Annotated in this window: 18 protein-coding genes; 11 read left to right on the top strand and 7 right to left on the bottom strand. The window is 63.0% G+C overall.

All coding sequences use genetic code 11. The features are described 5' to 3' along the window. Positions 1-8: 8 nt before the first annotated feature. The 3 genes from AB1N67_RS13805 to AB1N67_RS13815 all read right to left on the bottom strand — a co-directional run bounded on the left by AB1N67_RS13805 (position 9) and on the right by AB1N67_RS13815 (position 3,629). Positions 9-1,106: an AI-2E family transporter gene (locus AB1N67_RS13805; RefSeq protein WP_043207007.1), complete on the bottom strand. Its 1,098-nt coding sequence runs from the start codon at positions 1,104-1,106 to the stop codon at positions 9-11. Positions 1,107-1,172: 66 nt separating this feature from the next. Beyond that, a complete protein-coding gene (locus AB1N67_RS13810; protein WP_367863074.1) occupies positions 1,173-2,933 on the bottom strand; it encodes a monovalent cation:proton antiporter-2 (CPA2) family protein in 1,761 nt (586 codons plus the stop codon). Between the two features lie 225 nt (positions 2,934-3,158). Further along, a complete protein-coding gene (locus tag AB1N67_RS13815) occupies positions 3,159-3,629 on the bottom strand; it encodes a YMGG-like glycine zipper-containing protein (RefSeq protein ID WP_090344761.1) in 471 nt (156 codons plus the stop codon). Positions 3,630-3,838: 209 nt separating this feature from the next. Here AB1N67_RS13815 and AB1N67_RS13820 point away from each other — a divergent pair, with 209 nt between their 5' ends. Continuing rightward, a complete protein-coding gene (locus tag AB1N67_RS13820) occupies positions 3,839-4,243 on the top strand; it encodes a hypothetical protein (protein WP_043207010.1) in 405 nt (134 codons plus the stop codon). Between the two features lie 18 nt (positions 4,244-4,261). On the opposite strand, the gene AB1N67_RS13825 is transcribed toward AB1N67_RS13820, so the two are convergent. Continuing rightward, a complete protein-coding gene (locus tag AB1N67_RS13825; RefSeq protein WP_052352369.1) occupies positions 4,262-5,173 on the bottom strand; it encodes an ATP-binding protein in 912 nt (303 codons plus the stop codon). Positions 5,174-5,265: 92 nt separating this feature from the next. Here AB1N67_RS13825 and AB1N67_RS13830 point away from each other — a divergent pair, with 92 nt between their 5' ends. Continuing rightward, positions 5,266-6,048 (top strand): helix-turn-helix domain-containing protein, encoded by a 783-nt coding sequence (locus tag AB1N67_RS13830; RefSeq protein ID WP_182942938.1) that lies wholly within the window; start codon positions 5,266-5,268, stop codon positions 6,046-6,048. A 33-nt stretch (positions 6,049-6,081) separates the two neighbouring features. Here the strand turns inward: AB1N67_RS13830 and AB1N67_RS13835 are convergent, their stop codons facing one another. Then, positions 6,082-6,516: an anti-virulence regulator CigR family protein gene (locus AB1N67_RS13835; RefSeq protein WP_102081528.1), complete on the bottom strand. Its 435-nt coding sequence runs from the start codon at positions 6,514-6,516 to the stop codon at positions 6,082-6,084. Positions 6,517-6,689: 173 nt separating this feature from the next. Here AB1N67_RS13835 and AB1N67_RS13840 point away from each other — a divergent pair, with 173 nt between their 5' ends. Together AB1N67_RS13840 and AB1N67_RS13845 are read left to right on the top strand one after the other, a co-directional pair. Further along, a complete protein-coding gene (locus AB1N67_RS13840; protein WP_367863075.1) occupies positions 6,690-7,178 on the top strand; it encodes a hypothetical protein in 489 nt (162 codons plus the stop codon). 200 nt (positions 7,179-7,378) lie between these two features. Next, complete coding sequence (locus tag AB1N67_RS13845) at positions 7,379-8,125, top strand: aspartate/glutamate racemase family protein (RefSeq protein WP_367863076.1); 747 nt, start codon at positions 7,379-7,381, stop codon at positions 8,123-8,125. Here the strand turns inward: AB1N67_RS13845 and AB1N67_RS13850 are convergent. Further along, positions 8,122-8,973, bottom strand: a complete 852-nt coding sequence (locus tag AB1N67_RS13850) for a LysR family transcriptional regulator (protein ID WP_052352375.1) — start codon at positions 8,971-8,973, stop codon at positions 8,122-8,124. The two genes, AB1N67_RS13845 and AB1N67_RS13850, sit on opposite strands and share 4 nt — an antisense overlap. A gap of 169 nt (positions 8,974-9,142) precedes the next feature. Here AB1N67_RS13850 and AB1N67_RS13855 point away from each other — a divergent pair, with 169 nt between their 5' ends. From AB1N67_RS13855 to AB1N67_RS13875, 5 genes are all read left to right on the top strand, one after another. Further along, positions 9,143-9,664, top strand: coding sequence for an L-2-amino-thiazoline-4-carboxylic acid hydrolase (locus tag AB1N67_RS13855; protein ID WP_289717420.1), 522 nt, complete (start codon positions 9,143-9,145; stop codon positions 9,662-9,664). Beyond that, positions 9,661-10,923, top strand: a complete 1,263-nt coding sequence (locus AB1N67_RS13860) for a hydantoinase/carbamoylase family amidase (protein ID WP_102081525.1) — start codon at positions 9,661-9,663, stop codon at positions 10,921-10,923. The genes AB1N67_RS13855 and AB1N67_RS13860 overlap by 4 nt, the downstream gene beginning before the upstream one ends. Before the next feature lie 105 nt (positions 10,924-11,028). Then, positions 11,029-12,126, top strand: a complete 1,098-nt coding sequence (locus AB1N67_RS13865) for a PLP-dependent cysteine synthase family protein (protein ID WP_289717422.1) — start codon at positions 11,029-11,031, stop codon at positions 12,124-12,126. A 44-nt stretch (positions 12,127-12,170) separates the two neighbouring features. After that, positions 12,171-12,551, top strand: coding sequence for a RidA family protein (locus AB1N67_RS13870; RefSeq protein ID WP_043207021.1), 381 nt, complete (start codon positions 12,171-12,173; stop codon positions 12,549-12,551). A gap of 149 nt (positions 12,552-12,700) precedes the next feature. Then, positions 12,701-14,023, top strand: a complete 1,323-nt coding sequence (locus tag AB1N67_RS13875) for an MFS transporter (protein ID WP_367863077.1) — start codon at positions 12,701-12,703, stop codon at positions 14,021-14,023. 64 nt (positions 14,024-14,087) lie between these two features. Here AB1N67_RS13875 and AB1N67_RS13880 read toward each other — a convergent pair whose 3' ends face one another. Continuing rightward, positions 14,088-14,288 carry a DUF1289 domain-containing protein gene (locus AB1N67_RS13880; protein ID WP_324723740.1) on the bottom strand — a complete coding sequence of 67 codons (201 nt, stop codon included), beginning with the start codon at positions 14,286-14,288 and terminating at the stop codon, positions 14,088-14,090. A gap of 124 nt (positions 14,289-14,412) precedes the next feature. On the opposite strand from AB1N67_RS13880, the gene AB1N67_RS13885 reads away from it, so the two are divergent. Both AB1N67_RS13885 and AB1N67_RS13890 read left to right on the top strand, forming a co-directional pair. Beyond that, on the top strand, positions 14,413-14,799 hold the full coding sequence (locus AB1N67_RS13885; protein ID WP_324723741.1) for a hypothetical protein: 387 nt from the start codon (positions 14,413-14,415) through the stop codon (positions 14,797-14,799). A 58-nt stretch (positions 14,800-14,857) separates the two neighbouring features. Beyond that, positions 14,858-15,418 (top strand): AAA family ATPase, encoded by a 561-nt coding sequence (locus AB1N67_RS13890; protein ID WP_052352379.1) that lies wholly within the window; start codon positions 14,858-14,860, stop codon positions 15,416-15,418. The last annotated feature ends 370 nt before the right edge of the window (positions 15,419-15,788 follow it).

A 15,788-nucleotide genomic window follows, 5' to 3' on the forward strand; every position in this document is an offset into this window, starting at 1 on the left:
GCCCTGGTTCAATACGTCTTGTCGACGGGCGTTTCGGGCACTTGCTGCGCGACCCACTGCCAGAACAGGTTGTAGGTCACAGCCAGGATCACCGGGCCGATGAACAGGCCAATGATGCCCTTGACCACCATGCCACCCAGCGCACCGATCAGCACCACCGGCATCGGCACGTCCACGCCACGCCCCAGCAACAAGGGCTTGAGCACGTTGTCGGCAAGGCCGGCGACGAAGGTGTAGATGGCGAACACGATGGTGCCGACCGTGAAACCTTCGGTGCTCAAGACGTAGGCGATCACCGGCAGCGTGATCAGCGTCGCAGGCGCCTGGGCAATACCCAGCATGAGGATGGCGATGGCCAGGATGCCTGCGCCTGGCACCCCCTTGATCACGAAGCCGACACCGATCAGCAGCATCTGGATGAACGCGATGCCGATCACGCCTTGGGCCACCGCACGGATGGTGGCGGTGCACAGCTTGGCGATGGGCTTGCCCTGAGCTTCGCCTGAGACCCGCATGGCGATGCGTTGCGCCGCCCATTCACCGCGCTCGCCAAAGGCCATGATCACCCCTGAGATGATGATCGCCGCAATAAACAGCAAGAACGCGCCGCCAGCACTGGCGATGGCCCCGAGCAGCAACCGGCCGGCATCCTTGAGGTACGGCATCAGGTTGTTCAGCACCCCGCTCAGGCTTTCGGAGGCCGACAGCCAGAGGGCATACACCCGTGGCCCCACCAACGGCCAGGTGGCGACCGACTCTGGCGGCGCCGGCACGCTCCAGGCGCCGCTCTTGAGCAGTGTCACCAGGCTCTCGACCGACTCGCCGAGGGACACCACCACCAAGTAAATCGGCACCAGGAGCACCAGCAGGACCAACAGCACCACCAGTGTCGCCGCATGGCCGTCCTTCAAGCCGCTGGCACGCTTGATCCGTTGCTGCAACGGGTACAGCGTGACCGCCAGGATCACTGCCCAGAGCATCAGTTCGAGAAATGGCTGGAACACCTGAAAGGCGAAAATCACCAAGCCTGCCACCAACCCCGCCTTGATGAGCACATCCAGCAATCCCCGCGACAGGGCGCTGTCCAGTTTGAAACTCGGCTGCATGAATCACCTCCGGGCCGCCGTGGGCGGGTCGAACAGTCGGTGCGCCGATTGGCGCGATGTTGGTCGTCAATCCTGCGGTCGGTGGTCGTCTGCCGAACCGTCATCGTCCTCGAGCCTTTCACTGGACGCGCGTCGTTGGTACAGCTCCAGCAGCCATCGCTGCTCCTGGTGCTGGTAGCGCCGCACCCAGGCAGCGGCCTGGGCTTCGTCCTGGCCCAGGGCGATGAAGGCGCGACGCGCCATTTCAAGGCTGGAATGGAAGGTTTCGCGGACCGGGCTCGCGCCCAGCTCGAGCAGATGCAGGACATCCCGATGATCGCGTACGGAGGCGATGACTGGGGTATGCGGGTACTGCTGGGCGAGCAGGTCCACGGTCTTGAGATTGACCTGCGGATCGTCGGTGGCGACGATCACCAGTTCGGCCTCGCCGACCTTGGCCGCGCGCAGGATCTGCGAGCGCGACGGGTCGCCATAGAACACCGGCGGGCCTTGTTTGTCGGCTTGGCGTCCGAAGGTTTCGACCGAGGTATCCAGGGCTACCAGGCGTACACCTTCGGCGTGCAGCATCCTGGCGATGGCGCGCCCCATGCGGCCCATGCCGGCCACCACCACCTGCGGCGCTTCATCCACTGCCGGCAGCGTGTCCGGGGCCTCCAATACCGGCCGCTCTTCACGCAACTGACGCGCCAGCGCCATCATCACCAGCGGCACCACCGCCATCGACAAGGTGATGGCCAGCACCAGCAGGTCGTGCACCTGTTGCGCCAGCAATTGATGATCCAGCGCCAGCTTGAACACCACGAAGGCGAACTCGCCCCCCGACGCCAGCACCACCGCCAGGCACAGCGCCTGGGCACGGCTCAGGCCGCCGGCCCAACGTCCCAGGCCAAACAGCACAGGCAGCTTGATGCCCACCAGCAACAGGGTCAGCCCCAGCACTTGCAGGGGGAAACCCAGCAGCAATCGCAGGTCGGCGGTCATGCCGACGCCGACGAAGAACAGCCCCAGCAGTAGCCCCTTGAGCGGCTCGATCTGGGATTCGAGCTCGTGACGAAAGGGAGACTCCGCCATCAGCACACCGGCCAAAAATGCACCCAGCGCCATGGATACGCCCACGTGCTCCATCACCCAGGCCGTCCCCAACACCACCAGCAGCGCCGTGGCGGTGGAAAGCTCGTGCAGCCCCGACTTGGCCACCCAGAGAAACACCGGCCGCAGCAGGTAACGCCCTCCGATGATCACGATGCCGATACCAATCGCCACCGCCAGCAATGGCCGGGTGCCCTCGGCCGTAGTCGTCGCGCCACCGGCGAGCAACGGCACCACGGCAATCAAGGGGATGGCGGCGATGTCTTGGAACAACAGGATCCCCACGGCCAAGCGCCCATGTGGCTTGTTCAGGTCCTTGCGCTCTGCCAGTACCTGCAGGCCGAACGCGGTGGACGACAATGCAAGGCCCACGCCGAGTACCACCGCCGCCGCAGGCGACTGGTCGAACAGCACAAAGGCGAGCCCTCCCAGTGCCACCGCGGTGAAACCCACCTGCAACGAGCCGACGCCGAACAGCGACTTGCGCATCGTCCACAATTTACGCGGCGACAATTCAAGGCCGATGATGAACAACAGCATCACCACGCCCATCTCCGAGAGCCGTGCGACGTTGTGGGGATTGTCGATCAACCCCAACACCGAAGGGCCGATCACGATACCTGCGAGCAGATAACCAGGTACGGCGCCCAACTTAAGGCGCTGGAGCAGAGGAACCAGAAGCACCACAGCCAACAGAAAGACTACCGTCGCCTGCAACAGGCTGCCGTCATGAGGCATTTCCCTCCCCCTTGCTCGAATGCCAGGCAATCGCCCGCGCGAAGTCGATTGCCTGAGTCCCGCCAGTCAAGATGGAATTGAGTATGGGTGATTAATGGCCGTTTGCTTGTCGCAGGTTTTTATTTTCCGCGCAGGGTTTACAGACGCGCATCGCCCCCCTGCCGCTGTCTGCTCGGGGCAGTCGATATGTAAGGCCACACGGCCTGTTGCGACGCGTCATCGACCTCAAGGGCTGACCTGATAGCCACGTCCCTGCAGGCAGCTGCTGTAGGCGCTGGCGTGGGCGGAGTCCTGGGCTTGGTTCTGGCTGCGGCGGTCCTGCCGGCGCTCCTGACGCTGGCGCATTCCACCGACTGCCGCCCCCGCTGCGGCCACTTCGCCGGCGCGGTTCTGTCGGTATTGCGCTTTGGCATCGTCACCGGCCCGGTCATAGAGTTCCTCGTGCTGCCGGCCACGGACCTCGGCACCCACCGCCCCTGCCGCCGCCCCGGCTGCCGCGCCACGCACGCGGCCCCCGACATGGGCCTCGGACGAGGTGCCGGCGCTGTTGGCCGCGTTGTTGGCCACACCATTGCAGTAGTCCATGTCCTGTTGCATCTGCTGGCTGCTCTGGCCATTGAGCGGCACGACGCTCTGGGCGCTGACGGGCCCTGCGAGCAACATCAACCCCAGGCAACACCCTGTGAACGCACGCATGACACACCTCCTCGAAAGAAAGCCCCAACGTTTCAGAATAGTGCCCGCGCGAGTTCACTGGGTTCGTGGGCAAAATCATTCGGGCCCTCGCCTAGAACTTTTTGCTATTTATCGGTCTATGTGAGGGAGCTCAGCTCAATAAACGCGGCCCACCGCTGTTTAAGCCCCATGGCCGCGATCCCAATGTCATTCAGAGGTTGTCTTTGCTCATGAAAATCAACGTCCCACGAATGGTGCTCCTTGGCCTGTTCGCGTTCGCGTCGATGGGCTCGGCATCTGCTTCACCGATGAAAGCGGCAAGCCCAGCGCCCGCCGCCCCGATCACGACCCCTCGGGTGGTCGAGAACCCTTGGCCGAGCCTGGCCAGCCTGACCGATAAGCAACAAGGCCCGATGCTCGCCCACGACGACCGCTACTGGCGAGACGGCCGCTGGCACGACAGACGGGACGATTGGCGCCGTGCCCAATGGCGCCGCGAGCAGGCCCGCCGGGAGGCCGAGCGTCGTCACGAGTGGGAACGCCGTCACTACCGCGCCCGTTACGAACACGATCACCGTTACTACGATCACGACCGACGTTATTACGGGCGTGATCAGCGCTATTACCGTCGTTAAGCGCCTCACGCCCTGATATCAGGGCGTGTCCTGGCTCCAGCGTCCGGCGTAGTCCCGGGCAAACTGCGCGGCGATGCGCCCGGAACGCGAGCCGCGCTGAGTGGCCCAGCGAACCGCGTGCACATGGGCCTGCTCGATGGCATGCGCAGGCACACCGTAGAACGCCAGCCACTGGTTCACCGCGTTCAGGTATTCGTCCGGCGAGAAGCCGTAGAACGAAATCCACAGCCCGAAGCGCTCGGACAGCGACACTTTCTCTTCTATCTCTTCCCCTGGGTGCAGTGCACCGTTCTCGCCGCGGGTCATGGACAGGTTGTCCGAGGCGCGTTCGGCAATCAGGTGCCGGCGGTTGGACGTGGCGTAGATCAGCACGTTCGACGAATGCTCGGCCACCGAACCGTCCAGGGCGGTCTTCAGACGCTTGTAACCGATATCCCCTTCCTCGAACGACAAGTCATCGCAGAACAGGATGAAGTATCCAGGCTGGTGACTGACGATCTCGATGACCTCGGGCAGGTCCCCGATATTTTCCTTGTCGATCTCCACCAGCTTGAGCCCACGCGAGTGGAACTCGTTGAGGCACGCCTTGACCAGCGAGGACTTGCCCGTGCCCCTGGAGCCGGTCAGCAACACATTGTTGGCTGGCTTGCCGTCGAGAAACTGCTGGGTATTCTGGCGGATCAGCGCCTTTTGCCGGTCGACGTTCTGCAGTTGATCGAAGCCGATGAGCATGGGCCGCCTGACCGGTACCAAGGTGGCGCGATGGCCGCCCTGGCTGGCCCGGTACTGCCATTGGTAGGCGATGGCATCGGGGTCCAGGACGGGCACGGGTGGAGGCGCGAATGCGCGTTCCAGGGAATCGGCGATGCGCTTGAGCTGCGCAAGGACCTGCTGGGAGAAATCGGCCGGGTCAGGCAAAGGCGTGTTCATGAGCGAAGGCACACAGGGCGAGGGTATGAGGCGCCATGATGCTAAGCTGGCGCGCTCCCGTCTAACGACTGATGGACACAAATCGTCGAATAATGGACAACAAGACCCCGATCGCGACCCAGCATTTCCTCCCACCTGACCAGGAAGTGGCCACGCTGGCCCTGGACCTGGCGGACGGCACCTGCATCGAAACCCACCGACACCCCCATGGGCAGTTGCTCTACACCACCCAGGGCACGTTGATGGTCAACACCCATCAGGGGTGCTGGGTGGTGCCTTGCAATTACGGATTGTGGATTCCCGCCGAGGTCGCCCACTGGACACGCAGCCTCGGTGCCACCTGTATCCGCACGCTTTATTTCGCGCCACAGCGCACCCCGGGCATGCCTGGCGAGTGCGCGGTCTACGCCATCTCCAATCTGGTGCGCGAATTGATCATCGAGACCTCGGGCATGGACCTGGAGATTGCCAAAGGTAGCCGGCATGCCCGCCTGGTCGGGTTGCTGCTCGATGAACTGGCGCTCGCCAGAGTCTCGGCGATCTACCTGCCGCGCCCCAAGGGGCAGCGCCTTCAAGCGCTGTGCCAGCACCTTGTCCAGAACAGGACGCTGGATTGGGGGCTGGCCGAGTGCGCCGCCTTCCTTGGCTTGAACATCAAGACTGTGCAGCGCTGGTTCCATGAGGATGTGGGCATGAGTTTCGGTACATGGCGCAAACAGGCGCGGCTATTGATCGCGCTGGACAGGCTTGCCCAAGGCCACAACATTCTCGACGTCTCGCTGGATGCCGGCTATTCCACGCCTAGCGCGTTCACGGCGATGTTCAAACGGGAATTCGGGCAGCCCCCGCGCACCTTCCAGCAGCCACGCCGCTGAGCTTGCAAGGCGGCGTGGCAGCGCCAGGGCGGATCAATCCAGCACGTTGGTCAGCACTTCATAGATCAGGCCCGTGGCGATCGTGACCAGCAGCAAGTCGGTGCCCGCCTGGCGCCACTCATAGCCGTCATAGTGAGGCAGCCGGCCAATCAGGCGCCCATCGAGCTTCTTGGCGATGCCTGGCGGAAGCGGCTTGCCGCGTGCCAGATTCTTCCGCACGCCAGGCGGCAGGTCTGCTCCCGGGCTCCAGTAGCCGCGATTATCGTCGAGGATGACCCGAATGCCCCCGATGTCTATCTGCGGGCCACCGCGCCAGTCGTTGCCGCCGCCCGGATTCTGATGACCTTGATTACCGTGCTGCATGTTTTTGCCGTGGCCATTGCCCTTGCCTGGGTCGGCCAGCACTGGGGCTGCGCCCAGCAAGGCCAGCCCCAGCGTGGCGGCGAGCAGTGTGTTGAGTCTGGACATTGCATCTGTCTCCTTACTTGAGAATGCCGCTACTGAGCGTAGCGCCCACCAACAGAACCCGACAGCGAAAACTTGGCACCGGCGTGCCTGCATTTCGTCGCCAGGCCGCGAACTCAGTGGCCTGGACGATGTCATATCGGCATCCCAATCCCGCCCCTGGAGGCGATTCGATCATGAAGAAAACCCTGGTAGTTGCAGCAGTGTGCGCGTTCGCGCTTGGTGCTACAGCCATACTGCCCGCTGACCTTTCCCCGATTGGTTCGGTTTATGCCAAGGGTGGCGGCGGTGGCGGCGGCGGCGGTCATGGTGGTGGCGGCGGTCATGGCGGCGGCGGCGGTCATGGCGGCGGCGGCGGTCACGGCGGTGGCCATGGCGGCGGCAAGGGCGGGCTGGGCGGCAACCATGGCAGCAACAGCAATGGCGCCAACGAAGGTGGTCTGCATGCCGGCAAAGCCACCCGCGACCACGGCGTGAGCGGCAAGCATTACGGCCAGGACAGAAATGACAGCGAAGGGCATGGCTCGGTGACCTCCGGAGTCGCACACTCCAAGGAAACCCGCGGCCTGGACAAGGCCCGAGCGATCTCCGACACCACGCCGGGTAGTCACAACACCAAAGGCTTGGACAACGCAGTCCACTCCTCCACCAAGAACGATCGCTGATCAGGCTCGCTCCGCGACGAGCGCCTGGCTCACCGAGGTACCTGGACATCGCCCGATGCCCAGGTACCTGGCGCCACCTTTGCCCTCATTCATCGCAGATCGCGATGGACCTGCCGAAACACACCGTCAGTCGTGCGTTTGTCCCTCCGCTATGATGCGGACCGGGCACCAAATAGCACTGACTGCCGGGAGATCAGGTCATGAAGCAGCACCAGACGGGTATCGATTTCACTCAGCCACCGCAGCGCCGCCCTCGTCTGGGCTTGATCGCGCTGGCGTCGGATGTGCTGGTCGAGCGTGACTTCTGGCGCATAGGCCTGGCGGCCGGGGTCGATATCGTGACCACGCGGATCGCGCAATCGATGCCACTGACGCCCACCACGCTCGCGCGGCTCGAAGACGGCATCCCGGACGCCATGGGTTTGCTGCTGCCTGAAGCACAACTCGATGCCATCGTCTTCGCCTGTACTTCCGGCTCCGCGATCATCGGACCCGCGAAAATCGCCGGGCAAATCGCTGCCTTGCGTCCCGGCGTGCCGGTCACCAATCCAGCGACCGCCGCCGTGGAAGCTTTGAAGTACCTGGGATGCAGCAAGATCGCATTCATCGCGCCCTATACCGAGGATGTCGCCGAGATCACCAGCGGGGTATTCGCTGAGGCCGGTATCGGTTTTTCCGATCGTCTGTGCTTTGGCCTGACCAGCGACGTGCAGATCGCCACTCCGGGGCTGGCGCATTATCGACGTGCCATCGCTCAGATGGATATCGCCACCGCCGATGCACTTTTCCTCTCCTGCACCACCGCTGCCACGCTGGACTTGATCGCACCGCTGGAGGCGCAAACAGGGCTGCCGGTGATCACCTCGAACCAGGCAGCCTTCTGGCATGCACTGCGTTGCATGGGCCGTACGCCCTCCATGACCGGCTTCGGCAAGCTGCTTTGCTAGTTTCCATCGGCCTGCAAGGCCTCGCGCAGGGTCGCGAGCAACTGCTGCACGATGACCGGCGGTTCGCGGTGGGCAGTCTTGAACTGCCCATGCACGATGGGCAGCCTGGGCAACCGCGGATGATGCAGCTTCACAAGATCATCAGGGCAGTCTTCCTCGGGGATGGCAGCAATGGCAAGGCCACTGCGCACCGCCGTGCGAATGCCTTCGAGCGTGTTGCAGTCATACACCGAACGCCACGGCACACCCGCCTGGTCCAGCGCCGTGAAAGCCTCGCGAAAGTACAGGCAATGCCCTGAAATATGCGCCAGCGGCAGGACCTCGGCCTGGTCCAGGTCAAAGCCCGGCAGGCCGATCCACACCAGCTGGGAGGGGCATAGATCTGCCACCTGCCCTTCCTGCAACGGCTCGCGCATCAGCGCAGCATCGAGAAAGCCATCGGCGAGCGCCCGGCTGTGCTCGTAGGACAACCCCGAGGTGACCTTGATGGTCACCTTCGGGCGCATGGCCATGAAGGTTTGCAGCACCGGCGCCAGGCGCGAGAACAGGTGATATTCATCCGGCAGCCCGAGCTTGATCGTGCCGCCCATACGCGCGGGGCAGAACTCTTCCTCGATCCGGTCGATGACCTGCAGCAAGGTGGTGACATGGGTGAGCAGCACGTCACCGGCCGTGGTCAGCTGGCAACTGCGGGTGGTACGCCGGAAAAGCTGGGTCTGCAGGTAGTCCTCGAGCTTGGCGATATGCCCGCTGACCGTGGACTGGCTGGCATTGAGCAGACGCGCTGCCTCACTGAAGCTCCCCACCGAGGCCACTTTGTAGAAACTGCGCAGCAGGACGGTATCCATCGGGGTGTTTCCTCTACAGGCTTGAGGCCGTTGGGCGCAGGGTCGATCGCGCGCCTGATTTATTGCAAATCGCGATCAAACTATCAGATAAATCCGTTACCAGCCAATAAGTGCTGCTGGGTATAGTGCCGACACATACCCATAAGAACTCCAGCAAAGGAGAAGCAGCATGAGTGACAAGCCAGGTTACCGTCCGGCATCCGCCACCGACGGCGAGATCGGCATCCTTGCCCGGCGCCGTATCGAAGCCGGTGTCATCGCACCGATCTACCAGGAACTCTGCGCCCGCCTGGGCGAGGACATGGCCCAAGCGATCATCGATGCCGCGATCCGCAAGGCCGCCGTCGAGGCCGGCCAGGCCTTCGCCGCCAAGACCCCGGGTGGCACCAGCCTGCGTACCTTCCAGGAGCTACAGTCGCTGTGGACCCAGGACGATGCGCTGATCATCGCCGTCGACACGGCCACCGACGAGCACTTCAACTACACCGTCCACCGCTGCCGCTACGCCGAGATGTACCGGGAAATGGGCCTGGGCCACATCGGGCACCTGCTGTCGTGCAACCGCGACTACATGTTCCCGCAAGGCTACGACCCGAACATCGAACTCGAACGTACCCAGACCTTGATGGAAGGCGCGCCCTGCTGCGACTTCAAATACCGCTACGTGAAAAAACAGGACGGCCAGCAATGAGCGTATCGACCAGCAAGGCGCGCAAAGTGCTCATCCAGCAAGACCGTCTCTGGGCGGACTTGATGTCGACCGCCAGGTTCGGCGCCTTGGGCGAAACCGGCATGCGTCGCCTGGCCCTCAGCGAGGAGGACCGTCAGGTTCGGGACTGGTTCGTGGCCGCGTGCCGTGCCCTGGGCTGCACGATCGACATCGACCGGATCGGCAATATCTTCGCGACCTACCCAGGCCGCGACCCAAACCTGGCCCCCATTGCCATGGGCAGCCATTTGGACACGCAGCCTGCCGGTGGCCGCTTCGACGGCATCCTCGGGGTGCTGGCCGGTGTCGAGCTGTTGCGCGCATTGCAGGATGCCGGGATGCGCCCTGCCCATCCGATCACCGTCATTGTCTGGACCAACGAAGAGGGTTCTCGCTTTGCCCCGGCCATGATGGGCTCGGGCGTTTATTGCGGCGCCCATTCGCTGGAAACCGTTGCTGCGACCTGCGACAAGTCCGGTGTTTCAGTGGCACAGGCCCTGGACGCCATCGGTTATGCCGGTGATCGTGAGCCTGGCTTCCTGCCGTTTGCCGCCTACCTGGAACTGCATATCGAGCAAGGGCCGGTACTGGAAGCGCAGAACCTGGAGATCGGTGTCGTCGAAGCGGTACAGGGGGTCTGCTGGCTGGACATCAAAGTGCCCGGCGTCGAAGCCCATGCCGGTGGCCGTCCCATGACGATGCGCGAGGATGCCCTGGTCGCGGCCTCCAAGATCGTGTTGGCGGTCGAGGCCGTGGCAGCCCGCCATAGCCCTGGCGTGGGCACGGTCGGCTACATCAGTGCCGGGCCCAATTCACGCAATGTCATACCGGGCTCGGTGTCGCTGGAGGTGGACCTGCGCCACCCCACCGATACAGGGCTCACGGCCCTGGAAACCGAACTGACCGCCGAAATCCGGCGCATCTCCCCCGAGGCGCAGGTGCGCAGGGTATGGCTCAAACCACCGGTCAGGTTCGACGCACGCATCGTCGATGTCGTGGCCGCCTGCACCGAGGCCCTGGGCTTTTCGGCACGACGCATGGTCTCCGGCGCCGGGCACGACGCTGCGCACGTGGCCGGCCTGGCTCCGAGCGCAATGATCTTCATTCCGTCGTACCTAGGGCTCTCGCACAACGTGCGCGAATACTCCTCACCCGAGCAATGCGCCAAGGGCGCCACGGTACTGCTCGATGCGGTGCTTGACCTGGACGAGCGCCTGTCGGCCGACGCCTCCAGCAACTGACGCACTGCCCCACGGCAATTGATTGCACCCCGGACGGCCCTCGAGGCTGTCCGCGCAGGGTCGTGGGCGCAATTCATTACGATCGGCATAACTTGGAACATTGATATGGGCACTGATACCACGCAATCCGTAGCGATCGATTGGTCACGCAACGCGGTCAGGTTGTTGGAGGGCGACGGTCATCGCTCGGCCGACACCCATCTGATCAAGCCGACCTTCCCAGGCCTGGGCAAGCTCTCGGTCTACCTCAAGGACGAGAGTACCCATCCCACCGGCAGCCTGAAGCACCGGTTGGCCCGCTCGCTGTTTCTCTATGGGATCTGCAACGGGCGAATCAACCAGGGCACCACCTTGGTGGAAGCCTCCTCCGGTTCCACGGCCGTGTCGGAAGCCTACTTCGCCAACCTGCTGGGCTTGCCATTCATTGCCGTGATGCCCAGAAGCACCAGCGAAGCGAAGATCGGCGCCATCCGGCGTTTCGGTGGGGTCTGCGAATTCGTCGATCACCCCGGCGAGGTCTATCGCGTGGCCGCCGAGATCGCGGCACAAAAAGGCGGCTACTACCTGGACCAGTTCACCTATGCCGAACGGGCAACCGACTGGCGCGGCAACAACAACATCGCACAAAGCATATTCAACCAGATGGAGTGCGAGGAGCAGTCGTGCCCAGCGTGGGTGGTGATGAGCGCCGGCACCGGCGGCACCTCGGCCACCCTCGGCCGCTACATCCGTTATCGCGGTTTCGACACCCGCCTGTGCGTCGTGGACGTGGAGAACTCCGCCTTCTGCCAAGCCTGGCAGACCGGGGATCTGTCAACGACCTGTGCACACCCTTCGCGGATCGAAGGCATCGGTCGCCCGCGTGTGGAGCCGTCGTTCATTCCGGGCGTGATCGACCGCATGTTCAAGGTGCCGGACGCCGCCTCGATCGCCGCCGCCCATGTGCTGTCGGAGCGTCTGTTCCGCCGCGTCGGCGGCTCGACCGGCACGAACTTCTTCGGACTGCTGTGCATTGCCAGCGAAATGAAACGCCGTGGCGAAGAGGGCTCGCTGGTGACCTTGATCTGCGACAGCGGCGATCGCTACGCAGATACCTATTTCAACGCCCAATGGCTGGCGTGCAACAACCTCGACATCGCGCCCTGGTACGCGCGCATCGAAGCCTTCCTGGACGGCGCAACGGATCACTTGAGCACCGACTGATCGCACTACAGCAACGCACCTTTCCCACGACAACGGATATCGACATGATCACCCAGGTTTCCAGCACCCACGCCCCGCTTGCCATAGGCCCTTACTCCCAGGCCATCCGGATCGGCAACTTGTTGTTCGTTTCGGGCCAGTTGCCCATCGTGCCGGCCACCGGCGAGTTCTGTTCCGATGACGTCGTCGCGCAGACGCGCCAGTGCCTGGAGAACATTGCCGCCATCGCGCACGAGGCCGGCACCTCCTTGAAGTACACGGTCAAGACGACGCTGCTTGTCACCGACCTGAGTGCGTTCGCCTTGGTCAATGGGGCCTATGCCGAGTTCTTCTCAGCGCCTTGTCCAGCGCGCGCCTGTTATGAGGTCAAGGCCCTGCCCAAAGGCGCCCAGGTCGAGATCGAGGCGGTGATCGCCCTTCCCTAGTCCCACTGCCGGGGCCTGAGGTCTTTGCTTCCGACGGCCCCGGTATCGCACCGCCACATAGACCCAGCACGCGTCATGCAGGCGCCCGCCACGGCGGGGGGACCGTCTGCGCACATCAATAATTACAACGAGAGATTGCGGAGGCTTTTATGGGTATGCCAATCGCTTCGAGTCCACGCGAAGCAAGCAGCACGTCCGGTCAACGTTTGCTGGATGAGGCGCGCCTGATGCCCATCCATGTCATCGCCGCGCTCGCCTGTCTGGGCGGCGCTGCGCTGGATGGCTACATCCTGGGAATCGTCGGCCCTGCGCTGGCGCTGGCCAAGAACGAACTGCTGACCGCAACGAGCCAAGGCCTGATTGCCTGCAGTGCGTTGATCGGTGTATTCATCGGCGGTCTGGTGTTCGGCAACTTCGCCGACCGTTACGGACGTCGACCAGTGTTCTCCTGGAACCTGGCGGCGTTCATTGTCCTGTCGGTGTGCCAGTTCTTCGTGCAGGACATCTGGCAACTGGTGGTCATCCGCTTGCTTCTAGGGCTGGCAATCGGCGTCGAGTACGCCGTCGGCTCCACGGTCCTGGCCGAGTTTTCCCGACGCAAGAACCGCGGGGCCTTGCTTGGCTGCTTCACCATCGCCTGGCAAATCGGCTTTACCGCCGCCTTCATCATCGGCGCCTTCTACGACGGTGATAACTGGCGAATGCTGTTGGGTTCGAGTGTGATTCCAGCGGTCATCATCTACCTGCTTCGCCTGCTGCTGCCGGAAACACCAATGTGGCTCAAGGCACAGGGACGGGACGCCGAGGCCCGGGCCATCGTCGATCGGCACTTCGGCGCCGAGTACGCGATTCCCGATGTCGATGTCAGCCCCAAGGGCGCCTCGCTGGGCGAGCTGTTCAAGCGCGACACCTGGAAACACACCTTGTTCTCCGGCCTGTTCTGGTTCTGTCAGGTCGGCCCCTTCTTCGCCATCTTCACCTTCATGGTGCCGGTGCTGGAAACGCTGGGGCTGCAAGGCGATCACCGGGTCGACCTGTCGCTGAACGCCATTCAGATCGCCGGGGTGGTCTTTGGGGTGTTCCTGGTGCACTGGATGAGCCGTCGCGGATTCGTCATCTGGACCTTCGTCGCGGTACTGGCGATCTTCTTGGCACTGGGTCTGTTCGCCCATGCGCCGACCTGGGTCGTCGTAGGCTTGTTCGCGACGTACATGTTCATCGGGCCTGCGATCAACAACATTCAGTTCGTCTATCCGCCTGAGATTTTCGACACCCATGTCCGTGCGACCGGGATCGGCTTCTCGGCGGCTTTCTCGCGGATATCGGCAGCAGGCGTGACCTATCTGCTGCCCTCGTTGCTGCAGGCGTTCGGCTTCTCGGCGACCTTGATCATGATGGCGCTCTTCCCGCTACTGGGCCTGCTGGTGACAGTGGCCTGGGCGCCGGAGACCAAAGGCAAGGCGTTGCGATAAAGGCTCAAGTGCGCTGGCGATACCCTTGGGGCTGCCCTGAGCAGCCCTCAAGGGTATTCACCGGTCAGTCACGCGCCTGACGCTTGGCGCCCTTCTTGACGATGGCCTTCAACCGCGTCGCCGCACGCTGCACCGTCGCCATCTTCTCCGGCCGCTTCATGCCGCGCCATTTGCGGATCTCTTCGCGGCTTCTGCCACAGCTCACGCACAGCTCGCCATTGAGCTGGCAAAGCGAGACGCAGGGGTTGTCGATGTCTTTGGCCATGGGCTGCTCCGAAAGCGGGCGCGCATGATACTGCAAACACGCCGGCATTCGGTGTTCCCACCAAGGCACTTTTAAGACTCATCTTATTGGCCGCCTGGCCCTGTCATGGTCCCATCGTGAATCGATGACCCATCACCGTGACAGGCTCTGGATCCTGATGGAAAAGTACTTTGGCATTGCGCTTTGCAGCCTGTCTTCGGTGTTCAGCGGATTCACCGTTGCCTCGCCAGCGAACGTCACGCCCGAGCAGGAGCAGCAAATCGCTCGGGTGAGCGATCTCGCCCACCAACTGGCTGATGAGCTTGAGCAAAAGAAGGTACTTGTGGATGCACTGAACCACTTGGAGCAACAGGTGGCGAACCTGTTCACGGCCAACCAGCAGCTCTCGGATCGACAGACCGCGCTCGTGGATGCCCAGGCGAAAAGCGCGGCCATCAGCCACTTGAACGATGAGGCCTCGAACGATGCGCGCACCAGTTATGCCGTGGGCGCCTGGCCCTTCTCGCCTTGACAGCACCCACAAAATCCGCAAAATCGCCGCCCCTCATTTGGCGACTGGAAGTCTTCCCATGCAACGGATTGTGATACTCGGTAACGCCGGCAGCGGCAAATCGACATTGGCCCGGGCGCTGGGCAAACGCCTCGGCGCTTGCGTCGTGCACCTGGATACGTTGTTCTGGGAACCAAACTGGGAAGAACCCGACGCCGAACAGTTTCGCGAACGGGTACGCCATGCCGTTGCCGCGCCCGCCTGGGTCTGTGAAGGCAACTATGCACGGCGCACCTTCGACCTGCGCCTGCCCCAAGCCGACCTGGTCATCTGGCTTGATACCCCGCGACTCACCTGCCTCGCCCGGGTGATCGTTCGCAGCCTGCTGGACAGGCCCCGGGCCGACCGGCCGGTTGGCTGCAAGGAACGCCTGGACAAAGCGTTTCTAGAGTTCTTGAAATTCGTCTGGCAGTTCGATAGCAGCTACCGCGCAGAGATTGAAGCCATCCGCCTGACTGTGGCGCCGCAGGTTCCAACCGTGCATCTGTGCGGCAAGACGCAGATCGACCGCTTCTTGGAAAGGTTCGATGACACGACCCTGCAGAGAGCGATGGAGCCAACGCGACACGATCGTCCCTAGTGTGCTTGCAGGGCTCAGGTTCGGCGCATTTGCCGTGCAATTGATAGTCGCTGCGGTGTGGCGCTGGGCCCTGATCAATCTGTATCTCCTGTGACCGTATCTGCCCAGCGCCAGCTCACACAAAAGGGTGATGGTGGCCACCGCACAGCCATGGAAAAATAGCCAAGCACGGACGATATGAAGAATTGACACTCCAGGGGTGGAGTGACAGGCCATGAGAGGTGGATCAAAACCGTCTGAAGCTTGAGTCCTGGTTGGACAACGAACTCGTTCAATCCCCAAGTCGAAAACAGGATCGTCGTTGGGCCAACAGGGATTGTCTAGTCATGCTTTCTTGATCAAGGCATTTAGTGGTCATCGAGCAATATTG

Origin of the sequence: Pseudomonas guariconensis (genome assembly GCF_040822035.1) — a bacterium.
Taxonomy (GTDB): Bacteria; Pseudomonadota; Gammaproteobacteria; order Pseudomonadales; family Pseudomonadaceae; genus Aquipseudomonas; species Aquipseudomonas guariconensis.

Excerpts from the sequence above, each read along its gene's own strand:
- AB1N67_RS13805 (WP_043207007.1), bottom strand. The coding sequence starts at position 1,106 with ATGCAGCCGAGTTTCAAACTGGACAGCGCCCTGTCGCGGGGATTGCTG.
- AB1N67_RS13810 (WP_367863074.1), bottom strand. The coding sequence starts at position 2,933 with ATGCCTCATGACGGCAGCCTGTTGCAGGCGACGGTAGTCTTTCTGTTG.
- AB1N67_RS13815 (WP_090344761.1), bottom strand. The coding sequence starts at position 3,629 with ATGCGTGCGTTCACAGGGTGTTGCCTGGGGTTGATGTTGCTCGCAGGG.
- AB1N67_RS13820 (WP_043207010.1), top strand. The coding sequence starts at position 3,839 with ATGAAAATCAACGTCCCACGAATGGTGCTCCTTGGCCTGTTCGCGTTC.
- AB1N67_RS13825 (WP_052352369.1), bottom strand. The coding sequence starts at position 5,173 with ATGAACACGCCTTTGCCTGACCCGGCCGATTTCTCCCAGCAGGTCCTT.
- AB1N67_RS13830 (WP_182942938.1), top strand. The coding sequence starts at position 5,266 with ATGGACAACAAGACCCCGATCGCGACCCAGCATTTCCTCCCACCTGAC.
- AB1N67_RS13835 (WP_102081528.1), bottom strand. The coding sequence starts at position 6,516 with ATGTCCAGACTCAACACACTGCTCGCCGCCACGCTGGGGCTGGCCTTG.
- AB1N67_RS13840 (WP_367863075.1), top strand. The coding sequence starts at position 6,690 with ATGAAGAAAACCCTGGTAGTTGCAGCAGTGTGCGCGTTCGCGCTTGGT.
- AB1N67_RS13845 (WP_367863076.1), top strand. The coding sequence starts at position 7,379 with ATGAAGCAGCACCAGACGGGTATCGATTTCACTCAGCCACCGCAGCGC.
- AB1N67_RS13850 (WP_052352375.1), bottom strand. The coding sequence starts at position 8,973 with ATGGATACCGTCCTGCTGCGCAGTTTCTACAAAGTGGCCTCGGTGGGG.
- AB1N67_RS13855 (WP_289717420.1), top strand. The coding sequence starts at position 9,143 with ATGAGTGACAAGCCAGGTTACCGTCCGGCATCCGCCACCGACGGCGAG.
- AB1N67_RS13860 (WP_102081525.1), top strand. The coding sequence starts at position 9,661 with ATGAGCGTATCGACCAGCAAGGCGCGCAAAGTGCTCATCCAGCAAGAC.
- AB1N67_RS13865 (WP_289717422.1), top strand. The coding sequence starts at position 11,029 with ATGGGCACTGATACCACGCAATCCGTAGCGATCGATTGGTCACGCAAC.
- AB1N67_RS13870 (WP_043207021.1), top strand. The coding sequence starts at position 12,171 with ATGATCACCCAGGTTTCCAGCACCCACGCCCCGCTTGCCATAGGCCCT.
- AB1N67_RS13875 (WP_367863077.1), top strand. The coding sequence starts at position 12,701 with ATGGGTATGCCAATCGCTTCGAGTCCACGCGAAGCAAGCAGCACGTCC.
- AB1N67_RS13880 (WP_324723740.1), bottom strand. The coding sequence starts at position 14,288 with ATGGCCAAAGACATCGACAACCCCTGCGTCTCGCTTTGCCAGCTCAAT.
- AB1N67_RS13885 (WP_324723741.1), top strand. The coding sequence starts at position 14,413 with ATGACCCATCACCGTGACAGGCTCTGGATCCTGATGGAAAAGTACTTT.
- AB1N67_RS13890 (WP_052352379.1), top strand. The coding sequence starts at position 14,858 with ATGCAACGGATTGTGATACTCGGTAACGCCGGCAGCGGCAAATCGACA.